The following is an 18831-nucleotide window of genomic DNA, read 5'->3' as shown; positions in this document are numbered from 1 at the left end:
TTTTGGTGGCCGTGGCTACCCCGCCGTGCCCGGGTTCAGTCGCAGTCGAACCGTGCTGGGAACCGGAACCGCTCGAAGCCCGGCCTCCGGCACCCGGCTGTGTGCCGCCGTCGTTCTCCGTCTCAACCGCTTCCGGGACCTCTTCACCGAGTTCATCAGTGGCAGGGTTCCAGCGCAGCATCCGCCGCGCCATCAAGTTGAAAATCGCTACGGTCAATATCGACGTCGGCAACCCGATCAGCAGCCCGAAGATCAGCATCTGGCCCAGCGGCACGCCCAACAGGCCGGCGACGGCCAGCGCACCAACACCGGGGACCACGAATACCAGGCCGACTTCGATACCGGCGGTCAGTGCACCACCCATAATGGCCAGACCCTTGGGACCAATGCGCGGTCCGATCCGCTTGGCCAGTGGAGCAGTCAACACCAGCAGCACATCGGAATAAATTGAAGTGAAGAGGGTGGTCAGGGAGACGGCGAAGACGTACGGGATCTGCCCCGGTTTCGCGACTTTGAACAGCGCTTCGATCAGTCGCTGCAGCGCGTGTGTGGACGTCAACATCGACCCCATCATCACGCCGAAAGTGATGAGCAGACCGATTTCGGCCATCAAACTGCCGAAACCGTCGGTCACCGCTGTCATGGTGCCTTCCATCCCCATCCCGGTAGCCAATCCCAGGTAGGCGGTGCCGATGAACAATGCAAGGAGCGGAGGTACCCGCGCCCAGGCGATCATCACGACCGTGCCCAAAATTGCGATCGCGGTATGGATCAAGAGCCAGCTTTCGGCCATGGGACTCTCCCTTGAGTGGTATTGGGTATTGCTGTCGCGTGACGATCGCCACATCGACCTCTCCAGTCAAGGTCCCGACAGTACGCGTTGTCCAAGACTCATTACCTGATTTATCGATAGGGTTTACCTATTACCGGTGAGAGGATTCCCCTTGGATGCGCGTCAGCTGCAGTACTTTCTGGCCATCGTCGACCACGGCACCGTACACCGTGCCGCCGAGGAACTCTTTGTGGCGCAGCCCTCCGTGTCGCAAACCCTACGGAGCCTGGAGCGGGATCTGGGCAGTCCGTTGTTCCACCGCACGGGACGCCGGCTGATATTGACGCCGTCGGGAGAACAGCTCATCGAGCCGGCCCGCCAGGTCATCCGGTCGCTGGAGCTGGCCCGGGCAAAGGTCGAAGCGGTGGATGGACTGCGGGCAGGCAGACTCGTGCTTGCGGCCATGCCATCGCAGGCCGTGAGCCCGCTCTCGGACATGATCAGCCAATTCTCCCGGCGATACCCGCTGGTGCAGGTCTCCGTCCGTGCCGCTGGGACGCCTGGTGAGGTTGAAAGCCAACTGCGGACCGCCGACGTCGAACTCGGGTTGGTTGCCTTCCCCGGGTCGATTCCTCCACTGGATGGAATCGTGGTGCTGCCTGTGGAGACCCAGCGTTTCATCCTGGTCGCCGCCCCGGATACTCAACTACCGGATGCCGATCCGCTGATCCCAGCGTCGCTGACCGGGCAGCGGCTGATTGTGGGGCAGAAAGGAACCGGTATGCGCAGGGCCGCTGACCGGATACTGGCCGCTGCCCCGGGCAGTCGCGCCGTCGTCGAAATTGAACATCGGGAGGCAGTGCTCCCCTTGGTCCTCAATGGAGTCGGAGCTGCCGTGCTCAGCGAATCCTGGCAGCATCTGGCCCGGTCGGCCGGTGCCGTCGTCCGGGAACTGGACTATGACGAGGACCTGCATGTGTGCCTGCTTCACCCAACCGGACAGCTCAGCCCTGCCGCGGAAGCCTTCCTCACCACGACGAGCATCTCTGCCGACAGCACGCCGGACTGATAGGCGGAACCAATCGTTCCCCTAGGTGACCGGTCTTGGACGGCGCCGCCCGCTGTCCAGTGAGATAGAGCTATGACTACACACCGCATTGCAATGATCCCCGGTGACGGCATCGGCAAGGAAGTAATGCCCGAGGGCGAACGCGTACTTCAAGCCGCCGCATCGGCGTTTGACTTCAAGTTGGAGGCCGAGGAGTTCGATTTCGCCAGCGCCGACTACTACATCGAGCACGGCAAGATGCTGCCGACCAACTGGTTCGACACGCTCAAGCCGTTCGACGCCATCTTCTTCGGTGCAGTGGGGTGGCCCGACGTTGTCCCGGACCACGTTTCGCTGTGGGGCAGCTTGCTCCAGTTCCGCCGGCATTTCGATCAGTACGTGAACCTGCGGCCGGTAAAGCTGCTGGAAGGGATCACCAGCCCGCTGGCGAACCGGGTTGCCGGCGACGTCGACTTCTATGTAGTGCGGGAGAACACCGAAGGGGAATACTCCAGCATCGGCGGCAAAATCTTTGAGGGCACCGCCCGGGAAACCGTGATGCAGGAGACCGTGATGACCCGAATCGGCGTCGACCGCATCCTGAAGTTCGCCTTCGATCTGGCGCAAACCCGGCCCAAGAAGCACCTGACCTCGGCCACGAAGAGCAACGGTATCTCCATCTCCATGCCGTACTGGGATGAGCGGGTCAAAGAGATGGCACAGGGATACCCCGGAATCGACGTCGACAAATTCCATATCGACATCCTGGCCGCCAACTTTGTCCTGCACCCTGACTGGTTCGACGTCGTCGTCGCCAGCAATCTCTTTGGCGACATCCTGTCCGACCTGGGACCGGCATGCACCGGCACCATTGGTGTTGCCCCCAGTGCCAACATCAACCCGGAGCGGCATTTCCCCAGTTTGTTTGAACCGGTGCACGGATCCGCCCCGGACATCGCTGGCAAAGGGATCGCGAACCCGATCGGGCAGATCTGGAGCGCATCGATGATGTTGGAACACTTGGGAGAGACGGAAGCAGCGGCTGGGATCGTGACGTCCATGGAACGCGTGCTGGCACGGGGCGGCGGCGTGCTGACCCCGGATATCGGCGGCACGGGCAGCACCAGCGATTTGGGCGCCGCCATTGCAGAGGACATCTCCAAGGTGGCCGCCGAGGTTGGCCGGTGAGAGGTTGAACCTTGAGCGATGCTCCTTATAGCAGCGCGTCCTGTGACGGGTGAGGCAGCAGCGCCGTTTTGGCACTGCTGCCTCACTCATCGGGAATAGGAAATTTCAGGAGTCGACATCACACGTCTGTAAACCTGCATCGGTGTGATACTTGGTAAACCAGAACTGCGCTAACTGACAGGACAGATCCTCAACTAATGGCGTCCCGCAACATCCCCGGAACCAAGCGGAGCACATCTGTCACATTGTTGCAGGCTATCTCTTCGACGACGCTGGGCGTATTACCTGCATATCTGGTCGGCGCCTTGGCCGTTCAAATACGCGACGACTTGGACATAGGTCCCGCAGAAATCGGTGCCGGTGCGGCAATCCTCTTTGGCGTCACCGCAATACTGTCGACGTCGATGGGTGCCCTTGTCCAGAGGCGTGGCACCGCTTGGGGCATCATCAATGCTTCGATTCTCGCGATGATCGCCCTGCTTGGCGTCGCCTGGGCACCTTCCTTACCCTTGCTTTACCTTGCGTTGATCGTCGGCGGGGTTGGCAACGCCATGGCACAACCTGCCGCGAACCTTGGCGTCTCCACCGCCGTCGGGCCTTCCCACCTTGGCCTGGCTTTAGGCATCAAACAAACAGCCGTGCCGACAGCAACGCTGCTCTCTGGCCTCGCCGTGCCAGGAATCGCACTGATTCTGGGCTGGCGATGGGTACTGCTTTTCGCAGCCATCGCCGCTGCGTTGCTGGTCGTCTGGGCGGCGTTGACGCGTGGCAATGGGTCTCAGCGAGTATCGGACGACGACGGTTCAGCACCTGACAGGGGAACCCCACGGACCGGACTGGTGGTTATCACCATCGGTGTGGGTATCGCTTCAGCAGCGGCCACTTCACTGGGAATCTTCCTTATTGACTCCGCCGTCCAGGCTGGCCTCTCCCCCACTGCTGCCGGCCTGATGTTCGCCGTCTCCGCCCTTATCGGCCTGCTGATCCGGATCACCCTCGGCGCGCTGATGGACCGCGGCACCGGTCGTAGCCCATACCTCCTGGTGGCCAACCTGCTCCTTGGCGGTGCAGCAGGATTTTTGCTTCTGGCCGTGGGGGAAGGTCTCTGGTTCATCGCCGGGTCCCTTCTTGCCTATGGTGCCGGTTGGACGTGGCCAGGTTTGGTCCATTTCGCCGTCGTCCGTGACAACCGCAGAGCCGCGGCATCTGCTACCGGGGTAATACAGACAGGCGTCGCGTTTGGTGGTGCCGCTGGCCCCCTGCTGTTTGGCTTTCTGGTTCAGGCAACCTCCTACGGAACCGCCTGGATAGCTGCCGCCGGCGCAGCAATAGTCTCAGCCATCATCATCCGCATCGGTCGGCGCGTGATCCTCAGATCACGGCAGGTTGCCGAACGGTCCGCCTGACACGGTCACAGCGCGTCCAGTAACGAGTGGGGCAGCGCTGCCGTTTTTGGCACTGCTGCCCCACTCATCGTAAATGTGGCTACGGCTCTACGGGGATGAACCCGTCGCCGTAGTCGGTGGCGTAGCCGATCGTTGGGTAGTGCGGGATGTCGTCCCAAGCGGCCGGATCGACTTCTTGGACTTCGCCGGTCGCCATGCCGAGCAACAGTTCTTCCATGGCCAGGACGTTCTGGCGAATGCTCTTGCCACGGGCCTTCTGCCCCAGGCTGTAGTCGGAGGAGTTGCCCGAGGTTTCGAAGAAGACCACCGGGTTGCTGTGTCCCTCTTCGTTCAGGCCCTGGTAGTTCAGGCCCAGCATCATTGCGGAAACGACACCGCCCTTGATGTCGATTTCCAGGTTGTTGTCCTCACCCACCTGGTAACGGTCCATGTTGATGAAGCCGTACTTCGACAGTTCCTGATACACGTAGCCCTGCATCTGCCGGGTCAGAACGTCGTAGGCGCCACCCTCAAGGTACGGCAGAGTCGGACCGCCGGGTGCCAGAGAGATGCCAAGGGAGAGCGTGACGTCGTCGCCGGTTCCTGCCTCCTGCTTCAGGCCCTGGTGGTGGATATCGATACCGAAGTCAGGATCGACCATGGTCCAGTACTCGTAGAATGCGAGTGATTCACTGGCCTTGAAGCCGCCCTCTACCCAGCCGCGGTTCAGGTCGACCCGCGTGCCATCTTCAGTGATGGTGTGGCGGATGTTCTTCTCGCTGCCGTCCGGGTTGTACATCGGGATGAAGTGGATGGTGTAGGCGTCCCGGATCTGCTGGTACGTCTTTGAACCGTTGTTGCCCAGGTTGTTCAGCAGCGTGAGGATCGACTCTGTCCCGTATGGCTCATTGCCGTGAATACGGCCCTGGATCCAGACGTCCTCCTCGCCGGTACCGACAGTGGCCACATACAGATCGCGGCCCTGTTCGCTCTTGTTGACCTTGGTGCCGGCCTCTTCCAACGTGAAGACGTCGACGTCGTAGCGGCCATTGCCTTCCAGTTTGTTCAAAGCATCGATCATGCCGTCGTAGGTCTGGATGCTTGCAGTGTTGGTGTTTCCCTCGGGGGACGGGAAGTTGGCATCTGCCTGTGCGGGCGCAGTTGCCAACAACGGCAGCGCCAATAAAGATACTGCGCCCAGCGCCAGCGATTTCGTTCTGTGGACGCGGTGTTGTTCCTTGGATTTCAAGCGGAGACCTCCAGTGAGTGGTGTGTACAAACCTGCGCTTCATTGTGAAGTACTTCACGCACAGGTTCTCCCAAGCTATACAGTCGAATCCGCACTTTCAACGCGGCAGCTTTCGTGGCCGGCCGAATTGGGTGCGTACGCCGGGCGAGTAGAGCACGGATTCGGGAGGGCCTTCGACGTCGATGCCGGCAACTTCGAGCAAGCTGTCGTTGAGCTCGGTCAGCCGGGCGGGATGAAGCGGCCACGGCGTATGGGCATTGGGTATGAAGTACGTCTGGTCGCGGAACCGGCTGTGCAGCCCGAACCGGGCGGTGAGGAAGACCGACAGCGGGTCGTTGGCAACGCGTCCCGTATCCGCAGCCACTGCGAACGACGTCGCCGCTGCGTCCCGGCGTCGTTGAACGGTGAATCCGTGTTCCGCGGCTCCCTCCTGGACGTAGCCGCACCGCGACCACACGTACGGGATGCCGGCGGCGCGGGCAGCAAGAACGACCGCCAGCCTGGAGGCATCGAGGGTCTTGAATACCACTCCCCGCGTTCCGTCCGGCTCCCGTGAGTACAAGCGGACATTGATCTCGTTGAAGTTGCCAAAGTAAGGTACTGGCCCCAGAGTTCCTAAACCGGCGCGGCGCATACGGAAGCCGATCAAACCTACCCATTCGCTGCCGTCGTAGATGTCCGGTTCCACCCCGGCGGGAAGCAGCGCTGTGGAGGTGCCTGTGGGGAGCCGCCAGTGGAGAAAGACCGCATCAGTCCAGCTTTGATCCATGATGGTGGGCTTAGGCAACGGCGGCGCATCAGGCCAGAATTCAGTCATGGTGGGCAGAGCCTACCACTACGGAAAAACGCCAGTGCGGAAGCAACTAGCCGTCCAGTTCGGCGTCGTCCAGGGCCTTGTCATTCAGGATCGGCATCAGCGCGAGCAATCCCAGCACCAGCAGCCCCATGATGCCGAACATGATCTGCAGGCCGAATAGTTCCGCCAGCAGACCACCAACCGCGGCACCGAGTGGCATAGTCCCCCAGGCCACGAGCCGGTAGCCGCTGTTGATGCGTCCCAGCAGTCGGTCCGGTGTGATCCGCTGGCGCAACGAAACCATAATGACGTTGGCGAGAATTATCGAAATGCCTCCGATAAAGAAGGTCGCGCCAATGATGTATGGGTTGCTGGTCAGTGCCGGCGCTCCAATCAGCGGGGCGCCAGCCAGAATGGTCAGGGTCAGGGAGCGTGAACGGCCGAGGCGCTGCTCAACCCTTTCCGCGATGAAGGATCCAACCAGGCTCCCCGCCGCGGTGGTGGTCAGCAGAACCCCGAAGGCTGCTTCGGACAAACCCATCGCCGAGGTGGGGCCGACGGCGAAGAGCACCAGCACCGCGAAAGCTGCGGTCGACGCGAAGTTGAAGCCGCCGGTCATCACAGCCATGGTCCGCAGAATCCGGTGGCCCGCCAGGAAACGCAGTCCTTCTGCGATGTCGGCGCGCATCGTCGTCGGTTCATCACGGGCAATCCGGAAATTGCCCCGCACCAGCAGCAGGACGCCGAGCGCACACACCCATAAGCCGGCCGGCGTCGCGAACGCTGCTGCGGCTCCGGCTGCCGCCAGCAGTCCTCCCAACGGCGGCCCGACGAACTGGTTGGCCGTCAGTTCGGCGGCATAGAGCCGCCCGTTGGCGCGCGAGAGCTGATTGCGGTCGACAAGTTGCGGCAGGATTGACTGCGCCGAGGTGTCGTACAGGGTCTCAGCAATTCCCATACCCAGCGCTACTGCGTACAGCACCCAGATAGAACCAAGGTTGACGACGACGGCGGCCACCAGGAGCCCGAGCATGAGGGCACGCAACGCATTCGAGCCGAGCATGATCCGCCGCCGGTCGAACCGATCGGCGAGCGCGCCGGCGGGCAATGCGAACACCAGCCATGGAAGTGTGAGGGCAAATGCCAAGCCCGCAATCAACGATGGTGACTGGGTGAATTGAATGGCAACCAGCGGCAAGGCGACCTTGAGGATCCCGTCCGCCAGGTTGGAGAGACCGGACGCACCCCAGAGCCGCCAGTAGGGAGCGCCCAGCCGCCCGGCAGCGTGTACCGATGAGGTGGATTCATCGATGGATTCCCCGGTCATGCATTTAGAATCTCACATCGATGTAGATTACTCAATCGATTGGTAATCTTCCATTTTGGATTATGATGGTTCCCATGACGGCACGCTCTCCGGATACTGCAGACTCACCCGGCGCATCGATTGAAGCCGTTCCAATGCGCCGTCCGGCAACCGTCGAGGAGGCCAAGGCGCTGGCTCACCCGCTGCGGCTGCGGATTCTGCGGTTGTGCGCCCTGCACGATCTGACCAACAAGGAACTTGCCACTCGGCTGGAGCAGGACCCGGGCACGGTGCTCTACCACGTCCGCCAACTGGTCAAGGCGGACTTCCTGCAACAGGTGTCCGTACGCACCGGCGAGAGCGGAGCGTTGGAGAAGCCGTACCGGTCCACCAACCGCTCGTGGTGGCTGAGCACTTCGCTCGACGATGCTGACCCGGATGCCTCGCTGTCACCCATCGAGGCATTTGGCGATGAGTTGCGTGAAGCCGGACCAGAGTCAATCCAAACCTTCTCCCGGTTCGCACTGCATCTCTCGGCAGAAGACGCCGAGGAGCTGGACCGGCGGATCGTCGCCGTATTGGACGAGTATGTCGCTACCGACCAGGACCGGCAGGACCAGCCCGTCCACGGCGGCATCTATGTCCTCCACCGGCTGCGCGATTAGCCTCCCGCTCCGAACGTCCATCGGCAACGGTGCAGGAATAGCCGGCGCCCGCTGCTGGTTGGCGCGGGTATGAAGGTTATTGGTGTCACAGAGTTTGGAGGGCCGGACGCCCTCACCGTCGTCGAGCTTCCGGAGCCGCATCCCGGTCCTGGCGAGGCACGGATCAAGGTCGCGGCCGCTGCGGTGAATCCCACCGACACAGTGGTCCGCTCGGGCATCCGCGGAACCGGAGACCGCCAGCCGCCGTACATTCCGGGAATGGACGCGGCCGGAGTGATCGACGAGATCGGCGAAGGCAGCAAGTGGCAGGTCGGCGACGAAGTAATGGCCATTGCCCTGCCGTTCGGCGAGCATCAGGGCGCGTATGTCGAGTATCTGATTGGCGACGACGCCTCGATGGCCCGCATCCCCGCCGGCATGGATTTCACTACCGCCGCGACGCTGCCTATGAACGCTTTGACGGCGACTCAGATTCTGGAGAAGCTCGACCTGCAGCCCGGGCAGACGCTCGCGGTCACCGGCGCTGCCGGAATGTTGGGCAACTACCTCGTGCAGCTGGCCAAGCATACTGGACTGGTGGTGATTGCCGACGCCGCCGATAAGGACCGCGACCTCGTCGCGTCCCTGGGACCGGGCCATATAGTCCCGCGTGGAGAAGACGTTGCCAGCCACATCCGTAAAATTGTGCCCGACGGCGTCGATGGCCTTGCCGATGCCGCGTTGCAACGGGACCAGGCAGCCCCCGCAATTCACGACGACGGCGCCATGGCCATTGTGCGCGGGTGGGACGGGCGTCCCGGTCGAGGCATCGCTCTGCACCAGGCCTCCGTGTTCGATGAGTACCATTCCGGGAACAAGCTGGACCGGATCCGTGAACTGGCGGAGGACGGAGTGCTGACCCCTCGAGTGGCGGCAACGCTGCCTGCCGACCAGGCGCCGGAGGCGCACCGGCGACTGGAAGCAGGCGGCGTCCGCGGCCGGATCGTCCTCACTTTCTGAGGTTGAACGCTGCGCCAGCTGGTTAACGAGCCCGGTAGGCGTTGGAACGCGGCCGGATATCGAGCACAATCACCGTATGTTGTTCTTCGTGGATCTCGTATAGGACGCGCCAGTCCCTCCCAAGCCGGGCGCTGTATACGCCGGCAAGCTCCCCTAGCAAACGCTTCCCGACCCTTTGCGGGTTCTCGAGCAGTGGACCGGTAATGAATTCCGCGGCCGCCGAAGCTACATCCGGCGATATGCGCTCGCCGAGCGCACGGCGGGCGGGAGCAGCAGTCCCCAATTCATAGGGTGCGCTCATGAAGCACGGGAACCATTCACCAGCTTCTGCACGGCCTCAGGACCATAGACAACATCGCCCACACGTACCGCCGCGCGCGCGTCAGCCAGCCCACGCAGCGTGTCGGGATCCGCTCTGACCTCCTCTGTTTCCCGAGCAGCGAGATAGAGCTCAACCGCCCGGACAACAGTCTGGTGTGCACTTCTGTGATCTTCCTCTGCAGCGATCCGGAGTTCATCTTCCAGCTCTGCGGGAAGCCGCAACGTCATAGCCATACCATCATGGTATCAATATGAACCATATAAATACCATGTTACGGCGCCGGCACCCGCGGACCAAGTGGCTGTGCGGATACCGGCACCGGTTGCATCAAGGAGTCCGACGTCGGGCTACTCGGTGACCTCGAAGGTGACAGTGTCGGTGTACTCCCGGCCGTAAACATCGGTGGCAGTGACCTCGGCGGTGTGCTCGCCGACAGCCAGGTCGTTGGGCAGCTCCAGCCGCCACAGGTGCATCATCCGGTCGGCGGGGCCGCCGCCGTGGACCAGCTGTTCCTGGATGGCCACCGGATCGGACCACTCGGCGCCGATCAGCTGACCCTCGCCCTGCATCTTCTGGGTCCGGACCGCCTCAACTGTCTGGCCGCCGTCGAGCTCCACTTCGACTGTTGATCCGGTGCTTCCCATCCAGAAGTTGGTTGTCAGCCAGGTGTCGTTGGCCAGAGCTTCCTGGCTGACACTCATCGGATTGGCGAATTCCGGAGCGGAGCCTTGGTTATCTATGTTCTCCGCGTACCAGGCGCGGTAGCGCGGAGTGTTCAGGCCAAGTGCCATCTGCAGCGATTCGTCCTGGCCGCGGACTGTGAAGCGCTCTTGGAACTTGGTGTTCATGATGTCCAGGGTGAGGACGCCGGGCAGGGCGCCGTCGCGCTGTACTGCCTTGGGGTAGCCTTCGGGCAGCATCCGGCCTGAGTACCAGTCGCCGGAGATGGCTCCGGCCGTGATGTGGGTGAACGGCAGACCTTCGACGCCGAACAGTTCGGACCAGCCTGCCAGCGAGTCGCCTTCCCGCAGGTTCTCGATGCTGTGGGTATGGCCGCCCAGGGCCACGACCTCACGGCCTTCGAGGATTTCGTAGATCTCCTTGACCTGGTCCACCTGGTGCTGTGCCATCCCCTGGTCGGCAAAATCGAGCAGTGGGATATGGGTGGCCAGGACGATCAACCGGTTTTCCGGCACCTGGGCGATATCGTTACGGAGCCATTCGAGCTGCTTGGCGTCCACGGCACCGTTGTAGCCGCCGCCCGGCATTGGATAATCCACTGTATTCAGCGCGACGACGTGTGCCTTGCCGGCGTTGTAGGAGTAGTACTCGGGACCGAGCTTGGCACGGAACGTATCGAACGCGTGCTCGCTGGTGGCGGCGTCGAAGTCCATGTCGTGGTTGCCCGGCAGGAAACGGGCGGGGCCATTGAGCATGCTGGTCAGTTCGCGGGTCTGCGGGTACAGCGAAAGATTATCGCCGACGACGTCGCCAATGAACAGTGCCCCACATCCGGCGTAGTCTGTGCGGGCCGCCAGGTCGGCGAAAGCGCCACGGGCGGCGAATCCCACCTGCTCCTGGTTGTAGGTCTGGATGTCACCGCCGATCAGGCAGTGCTGCTCCGGCGACTGGGTCAGCGCGCTCTTGGCGAGCGGAAAGTTCACCGCATCCGGCAGCGCACCAGTCGGCGCGATGCCGCCGTAGCGCAGATCCGGCGAGCCCTCCGGCAGGTGGTGGTAGAAGAACTGGGCGGCGTTGGCGTCGTCGACCGGCACCTGGTAGCCACGGGGCTGGGTGACGAAGACGGTCATGTTCTCGAAGGCCGGCAGTTCATAGCGTCCCTGGCTGTCGGTCGTCACGGTCTCGCGGCCATTGGAAACCGTCACACCGCCAAGGCCACGCTCGTTGGGATCCTGCACGGAGTCCCGATCTTTGTCGTCGAAGACTGTACCGTCGAGAGTCTGCTGGTCGTCGTCCGGCCCCTCGACGACGTCGACCCCGCCACGGTAGGCGGTGGCCGACCAATCGCCGTCGGCCGGGGCAGTTTCCGGTTGCGCTGTAGCGGCAGGGGCAAGCAGCGTACCTGCGAAGGTGAGCGCCAGCGTGCCGGCGGTCAGGTAAATGGGTCGGGCAGGTCGTGCTCTGGACGGTCTGGCTATGGGGTTCAAGCTGTACCTCCGGATGAGTGAAGTGGCGGCCCTTTTGACGCGCCAAGGACACCGTCGCAGGCACAGGTGTACAGCGATCGACCGGGAGGTAAGCGGGGTTGGAAGCAGCCGGTAGCATCTGCCGAACTCGTGATGAATAGCCGGGCACGGGGCCGTGAACGGCTGAATGTCGGTGCCGACTGCTATAACTATTACCTAAGCGCAGATACACCGATGACTGGCAGCAGATCATCAGCGGTTGAGGGGAAACAACCGGGGTCGGCGCCATTCCAATCCACACTCGTACTTTCAAATGGGGGATCTTCCACAATGCGGCACCGGGGCACATTGGGGATGAAGACCCCGGCTCGCGGAAATGAACCTAACGGACGGTACATGAGCAATATCGAAGTAGCCCCTCGGGAAATACTGTGCGAAACCGAGGACAATCAGGATGGCTTGGAAGTTCTGGTTCCGAGGGATGTTCCGCTCGGCGGGCCGAGGGCCATGGATGTGCGCCGCACGCTCCCCCAGCGCCAGCGCAGCCTGATTGGCGCGTGGTGCTTCCTGGATCATTACGGTCCGGACCGGGTCGGTGATACCGGCGGCATGCGTGTGCCCCGGCATCCGCATACCGGACTACAGACCGTCAGCTGGTTGTTCACCGGGGAGGTCGAGCACCGGGACTCTGCCGGCTACCACGCCATGGTGGCGCCCGGAGAGGTGAACCTGATGACCGCCGGGCGGGGCATCAGCCATTCAGAGTTTTCCACTCCGGAGACGGATGTCCTGCACGGTGCGCAGTTGTGGCTGGCCCTGCCGGACAGAGTCCGGCAGATGGAACCCACCTTCGAGCACTACCGCCCCGAACCGGTGACCGGGGACGGCTGGACCATGCGGGTATTCATGGGGTCACTGTCCGGGTCCACTTCGCCGATCATCACTCACATACCCCTGCTCGGAGCGGAAATCCTGCTGGAGGCCGGCGCGACAATGACGGTTGAGACGGATCCGTCTTTCGAACACGGCGTGCTGGTGGATACGGGAGCACCAGAGGTGGACCAGCATGCTGTCCCGAAGGATCACCTCGCTTACCTGCCGGTCGGGCGCTCGTCCCTCACCTTGGCTGCCGGCGGTGAGCCGGTACGGGCGATGCTCATCGGCGGAGAGCCTATGGGTGAGCAAATCGTGATGTGGTGGAACTTCGTCGGCCGCAGCCATGAAGAAGTCGTCGAGTACCGGGCGCAGTGGCAGACGGAGATCGGAGTCGACGGCACCCCGGAAGAACGAGTCGACGCACTCGGGCATCCGCGGTTCGGCACTTTCCCCGAAGGGGAACCGGCAGCACTGCCGGCCCCCGTCCTGCCGAACGTGCGGATCCGCCCCAGGGGCTGACGCCCGCCGCCTCTGGTCCGCCGTCGTCATCATCGAGGCACGACTACCAGCGACGTGACCAGCGCGTCCCGTCGTCGTCATTCTTGACGTGGTGCACCTCACCCTCCCTGAAGGAATGTCCTGACCTTCCCGGACGCTATTACATGCAAATGCATATAAAGGAAGCGCATAACAGGAGGAACACCATGCAGTTCGGCGTATTCAGTGTCAGCGACATCACCGCAGATCCCACGACCGGCAAGACACCGTCCGAGTACGAGCGGATTCAGGCCTCGGTCGCCATTGCGAAGAAGGTCGAGGAGATCGGAATGGACGTCTTCGCCATTGGCGAGCACCACAACCCGCCCTTCTTTTCATCCTCACCCACCACGACGCTCGCGTACATCGCCGCGCAGACCAAGCGGATTATCCTCTCCACCGCGACGACGCTGATCACCACCAATGATCCGGTCAAGATCGCCGAAGATTTCGCCATGCTGCAGAACCTCTCCGACGGCCGCGTGGACCTGGTTCTTGGGCGCGGCAATACCGCCCCGGTCTACCCGTGGTTCGGCAAGAACGGCCAGGATTCCCTCGAACTGACCATCGAGAACTACAACTTGCTCCGCCGGCTCTGGGACGAAGACGTAGTGAACTGGGAGGGTAAGTTCCGCACGCCGCTGCAGCGGTTCACCTCCACGCCGCGCCCGCTCGATGGCGTCGCACCGTTCGTCTGGCACGGCTCCATCCGCACCCCGCAGATCGCGGAGCTGGCCGCCTACTACGGTGACGGGTTCTTCGCGAACAATATTTTCTGGCCCAAGGAGCACTACCAGCAGTTGATCGGCCTCTACCGCGAGCGCTACGAGCACTACGGCCACGGCCGGGCAGACCAAGCGATCGTCGGACTGGGCGGGCAGTTCTTCATGCGGAAGAACTCGCAGGCCGCCGTCGACGAGTTCCGCCCGTACTTCGACAACGCCCCGGTCTACGGCCACGGCCCGACCATGGAGGACTTCACCGCACAGACCCCGCTGACGGTCGGTTCACCGCAGGAAGTGCTGGAGAAGACCCTGACCTTCCAGAAGTACTTCGGCAACTACCAGCGCCAGCTCTTCCTCATCGACCACGCCGGCCTGCCACTGAAAACCGTGCTGGAGCAGCTGGACCTGTTCGGCGAATACGTCCTTCCGGAACTGCGCAAGGAACTCGCTTCGCGGGCGCCGGCCGACCATCCGGAAGCTCCGACCCACGCGAACCGCGTGGCAGCACGCGGCGCAGCGTCCGCCGTCGAAGCCGGTACGACGGCGGCGTAATCCAGCCGCTGTCAACGACGCCGAATCGCTTCAGGAAAGGGATTCGACGTCGTTGTCAGCAGCGGTCCATCGGAAGCGGACTCCCCTAGTGGACCGACGAATTCTTCTCGAGGACGAAGTCGCCGCCGGGATAGATGATGGTTTCGTGGCCGTCGTCGTACCGGACCGCATACGGGGGATGTCCGTTGTCCCCTCGGACCTCCGTAATTTCCCCGTGCTTGTCCGCCGAATCGACGGTGGTGCCGCGGATGATGATGCGGTCGCCTGGTTGTGCCTCCATGGCAAACACCTCCTCAGAACCACCATACGAGACCCCGCGCTAAAGCGGAATGGGTCGTAGTGTGGTAAACCAAAAGTAGACTTACCATCCCTGCTGAAGGCACGATTGGGCACGCCGGTGCCCTGACAACGGAAGGAGGCGGCAATGGCAAATCAGGATAACGACCCGCCTGTCCAAATCGATATCGGCAACGAAGAGCTGGTCATCAACAACAAGTACGAAACGTTGTCAATCGCCAACGACGTACTGATCGGCATCTTCTTCTTCGCCGGCAGCATCCTGTTTTATTTCAAACCGCTGGAATTTTGGGCAGTGACGTTATTCGTCCTCGGCAGTATCGACTTCCTGCTGCGCCCGATCATCCGGATGGCGCGGAAGATCCACCTCAAGCGCCTTGGACGCCGCGACGACAGCGGCTCGCAGTACTACTGAGACGTCGGCTTCCGGCCACTGGACACATATTGACCGCTGTGCCAAGGTAAAAATTGCAGGCACAAGTGTGCCGCTGGTTCGCCTCCCGGTGTGCCAGGTGTCAGCAAGAAAGTGAGGACACCATGGGATTAGGAAACATCGCCAAAAAGGCCAAGGATTATCTGGGCAACAAAGAGAATCACGGCAAGATCAACGAAACTATCGATAAAGCCCAGAAGCAGCACGGCAGCAAGCTGGGCAAGCACGGCGAGAAGGTCAATAAGTTCGTCGATGGACAACAGGATAAGCGTTTCGGCGGTGGAGCTGCCGGCGTCGAAAACCCGGACCCAAGGGCTGGCGAAGGGCCAGGCCCGAGAGGTGATGAGGGCCAGCGGGGCGGCGAAACCCCGCCTCCGCCCAGGTAACTACCGCCACCATCCAGCTTGAGGCGGCTCCTCCGGGAGCCGCCTTCCGCATGTGCTGATCCAGTTGGTGTCAGCTGTTGGCGGGCAGCGTGAACGTGAATGCGCTGCCTTCGCCGAGCGTGCTGGTGCAGGTCAGGGTTCCACCGTGCCGCTCGATAATGTCCTTTGAGAGGGCCAGCCCCAGTCCGAGGCCTGGAATTGCGCTCTTGCGCGCCGCGCTGCTGCGGAAGAACCGGGCGAAAACGTCCTTGCTGTCCGCTGCGTTCATGCCCATTCCGTTGTCAACGACTTGACACCGAACGGTCCCGTTTTGTGCGCTGCCATGGACTTTGACGGTGGCTCCGGAGGACGAATACTTGATCGCGTTGGAGAGCAGGTTGTCCAGGACCTGGCGGATCCGTCCAGGATCGCATTCGACGTCGAGCTTCGCCGGGGTGTTGATGAGAATCTGGATCTTGGCGACGGCGGCCCGGGGCTCGGCCGCTGCGACTGCCTGATGAATCAGCCTGGCTAAGTCGGCTCGAGCCGGTTGAAGCTCCGCATACCCCGTTGCAGTGTTCAACAGGTCGTTAACAATCTTGAGCAGCTGATCTGAATTCCGCCGGATGACGTCCAGACCTGCGATGACATTCGGCGGCAGATCGTCGGTCATGGTGAGCAGTTCCGCGTATCCATGAATCGACGTCAAAGGTGTGCGCAGTTCGTGGGAGACGTTGGAGAGGAAGTCGTCCTTGGCGTTCAGGGCAGACACCAGGTCGGTGACGTCGTTAAAGGCCAGGACGGATCCTTCGCGCCGGCCGGTGCTGTCGCTCATGGATTGCGCCGACGTCGAGAGTACCCGCTGCTGCGGCGGTTGACCGATCCAAATGAGGAAGTCGGAGAAGGTCTCTCCCCGGATGGCCCGAACCGCCGGGCGGGCTTCGGCGGGCAGCGGCAACGACCCGCCGTCTGTAAAGAGCACCAGGTCGGCTTCGGCGGCGTCTGCCAGTCCGTTCGGCACACCGATCCTGTGGATCTGGTGCTGCCTCCGGTTCATCAGGACGTCGTTCCCGTTCTCATCGATAGCCAGCACGCCGACGTCGACGGTGTCCACGACGGTTTTCAGGAGGCGTTCGCGCCGGCCGCTGGCTTCCAGAAGTCCGCGCAGCTCGGCGTCCTTGCTTTCCACCACACGCTGTTGTTCCATCATGCTTGCCGTCATGACGTGAACGGTTATGCCGATCGCCAGCATCATGAAGGGAATGAGTATCGGTCCGGTAAGCGCGGCCAGGTTTACCGGATCACCACTGGCAAATACCGGTATCCACACCATCAGCAGCGTAGCCACCGCACCTACCAGGACACTGAGCCGGGGGAACTGTCCGGAGGCTGCCAGCCAGATGACGGGGAAGACGGCCAGCATCCCGATCCCGGTCAGCACGTCTCCAGCACCTTCGCGCATCAGCCCAATCGGGATGAAATCCAGCAAGGGAATGATCAGGAAGGACGGATAGGGCAGCCTGTCCCACGGAATCGCAAAGCAGGCCAGCAGCAGAACGACGCCGGTCAAGAGGCTGAGCCGGAACAAGGGCTCTGCCAGCAGCGGGGCATGGAAAATGATTGTGCCGATGAACAGGACCAGCATCGTCGCCGAGAGCGGCAGTTGGCTCATGACCACCCGGCCCCGCAGGGAAAGGTTGTGGAACTTGACCCTGTTGAAGGTCAGAAAATCGAGAACTTTATCCACGACAGCGGACTCCATAGTTCTGGTTTAGTGGTTAGTACAGTGTGACTGATGTGACAAATCGGCAGATGACAGTCTTAATAAGAACATGGTTCATGCTCATAGCAGGCGCCGCGCGCTCATTGTTGAGGACAATAAGGACATCCGTGACCTGCTCGTCCAGATTGTCACAGCTCAGGGATTTACTGCCTTCGAGGCCGAGACCGGCGCCGAAGGTCTGGAACTGGTGCAGGCTGGGGCGATGAACCTCATAACGCTCGACCTGAATCTGCCGGACATGGACGGAATCGAAGTCTGCCGGAAGGTTCGTGAACTTTCCGATGCTTACGTTCTGATGATCACCGCCCGGGTGGACGAGATCGACCGCCTGAATGGCCTGGAAACCGGCGCGGACGATTACATCAGCAAACCCTTCAGCCCCCGCGAATTGCAGGCGAGAATCTCCGCCCTGTTCCGCCGTCCCCGCTCCCCCGAGCCCGAGGCGGCCTCGGGCGCGCAGGAACGCGAACATGCCGCCGAGGTCCAGCGCAGTCTGCTGCCCGGTGCCGCCGTCCTGCTCGATGGCTATGAGATCGGTGGCGGATGCCGCCCGGCCCGCAATGTCGGCGGGGACTTCTTCGACTGGAATGCCACCGAGGAGGGACTCCAGCTGACCGTGGCCGACGCCATGGGTAAAGGAATGGGTGCCGCGCTGATAGCCGCCACGGTGCGGGCGGTGCTTCGCACCTCGATCAAACACACAGATTTGGATACCGCCTTCAACGCCGCCGGAGGCATCCTGGAAAAGGACCTTGAGCAGGCCGGTTCCTTCGCGACCGTTTTCCACGCGCGGCTGAACGCGGACTGCGGCACGATGGGCTATGTCGACGCTGGCCACGGGCTCGCGATGCACGTCCACGACGGCGGATTGAGCCGGTTGTCGTCGGGCGGACCACCCGTGGGCGCCGTGCCGGGTGCGGTTTGGACCTCAGGGAGCATCGTACTGGCGCCCGGAGACGCAATGGTGGTTGTCAGCGATGGCCTGCTGGATGCTTTCGACTCGGTGGAGGCCGCGATGGCAGCGGTTGCCGCCGTCGTCGACGCCCGCGAAAAAGCACAGGACGCCTCCGACGCCATCCTGGAACTTGCCCACGGCGAAGGCATTACCGACGACGTCACAGCAGTGGTGGTCCGCCGCAGCCCGGTCGTGGGAGGCCTGGCTCCGGGGCCGGACAGATGAACCTGTTCCTCGTCCGCCTGCTGGTCGTTCTAACGGTTATTCTTGGCGTCAATTACATCGCCTGGCGGTGGCTGGAATCGCTCAACTGGTCGGCCTGGTGGATCGCCGTCCCGCTGATCGTGGCCGAGACCTACAGTCTGATCGACGTCGGACTTTTCGGCCTCACGGTCTGGCGGGTCAAGTACCGCGATGCGCCTCCGCCGCCA

Annotated in this window: 19 protein-coding genes and 1 pseudogene; 11 read left to right on the top strand and 9 right to left on the bottom strand. The window is 62.3% G+C overall.

Features of this window, described 5'->3' with window-relative positions:
• Positions 1 to 793: GntT/GntP/DsdX family permease (locus Y707_RS26170; RefSeq protein WP_216699259.1), on the bottom strand; the 793-nt coding region annotated here is incomplete at its 3' end.
• A 151-nt stretch (positions 794 to 944) separates the two neighbouring features.
• On the opposite strand from Y707_RS26170, the gene Y707_RS0113925 reads away from it, so the two are divergent.
• The 3 genes from Y707_RS0113925 to Y707_RS26165 all read left to right on the top strand — a co-directional run bounded on the left by Y707_RS0113925 (position 945) and on the right by Y707_RS26165 (position 4414).
• Entirely contained in the window at positions 945 to 1841 is an 897-nt protein-coding gene (locus Y707_RS0113925) for a LysR family transcriptional regulator (protein ID WP_026535532.1), read from the top strand.
• Between the two features lie 72 nt (positions 1842 to 1913).
• On the top strand, positions 1914 to 3008 hold the full coding sequence (locus tag Y707_RS0113920) for a tartrate dehydrogenase (protein ID WP_026535531.1): 1095 nt from the start codon (positions 1914 to 1916) through the stop codon (positions 3006 to 3008).
• Between the two features lie 197 nt (positions 3009 to 3205).
• The gene (locus tag Y707_RS26165) at positions 3206 to 4414 is read left to right on the top strand and encodes an MFS transporter (RefSeq protein ID WP_035781796.1); all 1209 of its coding nucleotides are present in this window, start codon (positions 3206 to 3208) and stop codon (positions 4412 to 4414) included.
• 79 nt (positions 4415 to 4493) lie between these two features.
• On the opposite strand, the gene Y707_RS0113910 is transcribed toward Y707_RS26165, so the two are convergent.
• The 3 genes from Y707_RS0113910 to Y707_RS0113900 all read right to left on the bottom strand — a co-directional run bounded on the left by Y707_RS0113910 (position 4494) and on the right by Y707_RS0113900 (position 7765).
• Entirely contained in the window at positions 4494 to 5642 is a 1149-nt protein-coding gene (locus tag Y707_RS0113910) for a M14 family zinc carboxypeptidase (protein ID WP_026535530.1), read from the bottom strand.
• Between the two features lie 97 nt (positions 5643 to 5739).
• The gene (locus Y707_RS0113905) at positions 5740 to 6459 is read right to left on the bottom strand and encodes a YqjF family protein (RefSeq protein ID WP_026535529.1); all 720 of its coding nucleotides are present in this window, start codon (positions 6457 to 6459) and stop codon (positions 5740 to 5742) included.
• Positions 6460 to 6505: 46 nt separating this feature from the next.
• Positions 6506 to 7765 carry an MFS transporter gene (locus tag Y707_RS0113900; protein ID WP_051442020.1) on the bottom strand — a complete coding sequence of 420 codons (1260 nt, stop codon included), beginning with the start codon at positions 7763 to 7765 and terminating at the stop codon, positions 6506 to 6508.
• 74 nt (positions 7766 to 7839) lie between these two features.
• Between Y707_RS0113900 and Y707_RS0113895 the strand changes: the two genes are divergently transcribed.
• Positions 7840 to 8409, top strand: coding sequence for an ArsR/SmtB family transcription factor (locus Y707_RS0113895; RefSeq protein WP_081744884.1), 570 nt, complete (start codon positions 7840 to 7842; stop codon positions 8407 to 8409).
• 69 nt (positions 8410 to 8478) lie between these two features.
• Entirely contained in the window at positions 8479 to 9408 is a 930-nt protein-coding gene (locus tag Y707_RS0113890) for an NADP-dependent oxidoreductase (RefSeq protein WP_026535526.1), read from the top strand.
• Positions 9409 to 9430: 22 nt separating this feature from the next.
• On the opposite strand, the gene Y707_RS0113885 is transcribed toward Y707_RS0113890, so the two are convergent.
• The 3 genes from Y707_RS0113885 to Y707_RS0113875 form a co-directional block, all read right to left on the bottom strand.
• A complete protein-coding gene (locus Y707_RS0113885) occupies positions 9431 to 9709 on the bottom strand; it encodes a type II toxin-antitoxin system RelE family toxin (RefSeq protein WP_026535525.1) in 279 nt (92 codons plus the stop codon).
• The gene (locus Y707_RS0113880; RefSeq protein WP_216699258.1) at positions 9706 to 9963 is read right to left on the bottom strand and encodes a hypothetical protein; all 258 of its coding nucleotides are present in this window, start codon (positions 9961 to 9963) and stop codon (positions 9706 to 9708) included. Before Y707_RS0113880 ends, Y707_RS0113885 begins: the two co-directional genes overlap by 4 nt.
• Positions 9964 to 10077: 114 nt before the next feature.
• Positions 10078 to 11898, bottom strand: coding sequence for a calcineurin-like phosphoesterase C-terminal domain-containing protein (locus Y707_RS0113875; protein ID WP_026535523.1), 1821 nt, complete (start codon positions 11896 to 11898; stop codon positions 10078 to 10080).
• A gap of 375 nt (positions 11899 to 12273) precedes the next feature.
• On the opposite strand from Y707_RS0113875, the gene Y707_RS0113870 reads away from it, so the two are divergent.
• Entirely contained in the window at positions 12274 to 13272 is a 999-nt protein-coding gene (locus tag Y707_RS0113870; RefSeq protein ID WP_026535522.1) for a pirin family protein, read from the top strand.
• Positions 13273 to 13457: 185 nt separating this feature from the next.
• Positions 13458 to 14567 carry an LLM class flavin-dependent oxidoreductase gene (locus Y707_RS0113865; protein ID WP_026535521.1) on the top strand — a complete coding sequence of 370 codons (1110 nt, stop codon included), beginning with the start codon at positions 13458 to 13460 and terminating at the stop codon, positions 14565 to 14567.
• Between the two features lie 85 nt (positions 14568 to 14652).
• Here Y707_RS0113865 and Y707_RS0113860 read toward each other — a convergent pair whose 3' ends face one another.
• Positions 14653 to 14847, bottom strand: coding sequence for a DUF1918 domain-containing protein (locus Y707_RS0113860; RefSeq protein ID WP_026535520.1), 195 nt, complete (start codon positions 14845 to 14847; stop codon positions 14653 to 14655).
• 144 nt (positions 14848 to 14991) lie between these two features.
• Between Y707_RS0113860 and Y707_RS0113855 the strand changes: the two genes are divergently transcribed.
• A complete protein-coding gene (locus tag Y707_RS0113855) occupies positions 14992 to 15279 on the top strand; it encodes a YrhK family protein (RefSeq protein WP_026535519.1) in 288 nt (95 codons plus the stop codon).
• 122 nt (positions 15280 to 15401) lie between these two features.
• Positions 15402 to 15683, top strand: coding sequence for a hypothetical protein (locus tag Y707_RS26160; RefSeq protein WP_035781795.1), 282 nt, complete (start codon positions 15402 to 15404; stop codon positions 15681 to 15683).
• Positions 15684 to 15753: 70 nt separating this feature from the next.
• On the opposite strand, the gene Y707_RS0113845 is transcribed toward Y707_RS26160, so the two are convergent.
• A complete protein-coding gene (locus Y707_RS0113845; protein WP_081744880.1) occupies positions 15754 to 17424 on the bottom strand; it encodes a sensor histidine kinase in 1671 nt (556 codons plus the stop codon).
• A gap of 70 nt (positions 17425 to 17494) precedes the next feature.
• On the opposite strand from Y707_RS0113845, the gene Y707_RS0113840 reads away from it, so the two are divergent.
• Both Y707_RS0113840 and Y707_RS31530 read left to right on the top strand, forming a co-directional pair.
• Positions 17495 to 18625 (top strand): SpoIIE family protein phosphatase, encoded by a 1131-nt coding sequence (locus Y707_RS0113840; protein ID WP_026535517.1) that lies wholly within the window; start codon positions 17495 to 17497, stop codon positions 18623 to 18625.
• A pseudogene (locus Y707_RS31530) lies at positions 18622 to 18831 on the top strand (cellulose synthase); the annotation flags it as partial. The gene Y707_RS0113840 and the pseudogene Y707_RS31530, both read left to right, overlap by 4 nt.

Source organism: Arthrobacter sp. H14, assembly GCF_000520495.1.
In the GTDB taxonomy this organism is placed as follows: Bacteria; Actinomycetota; Actinomycetes; order Actinomycetales; family Micrococcaceae; genus Arthrobacter_C.
Note: the sequence above shows the minus strand (reverse complement) of the source record. Positions and strands in the feature narration are given on the sequence as shown.

Excerpts from the sequence above, each read along its gene's own strand:
- Y707_RS0113880 (WP_216699258.1), bottom strand. The coding sequence starts at position 9,963 with ATGGCTATGACGTTGCGGCTTCCCGCAGAGCTGGAAGATGAACTCCGG.
- Y707_RS0113885 (WP_026535525.1), bottom strand. The coding sequence starts at position 9,709 with ATGAGCGCACCCTATGAATTGGGGACTGCTGCTCCCGCCCGCCGTGCG.
- Y707_RS0113865 (WP_026535521.1), top strand. The coding sequence starts at position 13,458 with ATGCAGTTCGGCGTATTCAGTGTCAGCGACATCACCGCAGATCCCACG.
- Y707_RS26160 (WP_035781795.1), top strand. The coding sequence starts at position 15,402 with ATGGGATTAGGAAACATCGCCAAAAAGGCCAAGGATTATCTGGGCAAC.
- Y707_RS26165 (WP_035781796.1), top strand. The coding sequence starts at position 3,206 with ATGGCGTCCCGCAACATCCCCGGAACCAAGCGGAGCACATCTGTCACA.
- Y707_RS0113870 (WP_026535522.1), top strand. The coding sequence starts at position 12,274 with ATGAGCAATATCGAAGTAGCCCCTCGGGAAATACTGTGCGAAACCGAG.
- Y707_RS0113890 (WP_026535526.1), top strand. The coding sequence starts at position 8,479 with ATGAAGGTTATTGGTGTCACAGAGTTTGGAGGGCCGGACGCCCTCACC.
- Y707_RS0113845 (WP_081744880.1), bottom strand. The coding sequence starts at position 17,424 with ATGGAGTCCGCTGTCGTGGATAAAGTTCTCGATTTTCTGACCTTCAAC.
- Y707_RS0113855 (WP_026535519.1), top strand. The coding sequence starts at position 14,992 with ATGGCAAATCAGGATAACGACCCGCCTGTCCAAATCGATATCGGCAAC.
- Y707_RS0113920 (WP_026535531.1), top strand. The coding sequence starts at position 1,914 with ATGACTACACACCGCATTGCAATGATCCCCGGTGACGGCATCGGCAAG.
- Y707_RS0113895 (WP_081744884.1), top strand. The coding sequence starts at position 7,840 with ATGACGGCACGCTCTCCGGATACTGCAGACTCACCCGGCGCATCGATT.
- Y707_RS0113860 (WP_026535520.1), bottom strand. The coding sequence starts at position 14,847 with ATGGAGGCACAACCAGGCGACCGCATCATCATCCGCGGCACCACCGTC.
- Y707_RS0113900 (WP_051442020.1), bottom strand. The coding sequence starts at position 7,765 with ATGACCGGGGAATCCATCGATGAATCCACCTCATCGGTACACGCTGCC.
- Y707_RS0113905 (WP_026535529.1), bottom strand. The coding sequence starts at position 6,459 with ATGACTGAATTCTGGCCTGATGCGCCGCCGTTGCCTAAGCCCACCATC.
- Y707_RS0113840 (WP_026535517.1), top strand. The coding sequence starts at position 17,495 with ATGGTTCATGCTCATAGCAGGCGCCGCGCGCTCATTGTTGAGGACAAT.